Annotated in this window: 1 protein-coding gene; it reads left to right on the forward strand. The window is 69.6% G+C overall.

The annotated features are described in order from the left end of the window. Window positions 1–197: 197 nt before the first annotated feature. Window positions 198–523: Bug family tripartite tricarboxylate transporter substrate binding protein (locus OR16_RS38885; RefSeq protein ID WP_006164948.1), on the forward strand; the 326-nt coding region annotated here is incomplete at its 3' end.

The following is a 523-nucleotide window of genomic DNA, read 5'->3' on the forward strand; positions in this document are numbered from 1 at the left end:
CCTCGCGCCCGGCGCCACGCGCCTTTATTCCATGGCGCGGCATGCTTCGCGCATTGTCATAGGGGCTGGCGATCGCGCTGGGCGGCATCGGCGCCGCCCACGCCGCCGATCCTGCGGCACGCTGGGTCGTACCCTACACCGCCGGCGGCGGCAGCGACCTCGCCACGCGCATCGTCGCGCAGAAGATCGCGCTGTCCATGCACCAGAACTTCATGGTGGACAACAAGCCGGGCGGCGCCACCATCCTCGCCGCGCAGGACGTGGCCAAGGCGCGCGCCGACGGCGCCACCGTGCTGACCGCGGGGCAGGGCACGCTGGTGCTCAATCCTGCGCTGTATCGCAAGCTGCCGTATGACCCCGTCAGGGATTTCACGCTGGTGACATCGCTGGTGAAGCTGCCGGTGGTGCTGGTGGTCAACCCGGCACTGCCGGTGAAGACGTTGCCGGAGTTCGTCGCGTGGCTCAAGGTCGGGCAGGGCAAGGCCACCTATGCATCGGTGGGCGCCGGCAGCCCGCATCACCT

Origin of the sequence: Cupriavidus basilensis OR16, assembly GCF_000243095.1 — a bacterium.
Classification (GTDB): domain Bacteria; phylum Pseudomonadota; class Gammaproteobacteria; order Burkholderiales; family Burkholderiaceae; genus Cupriavidus; species Cupriavidus basilensis_D.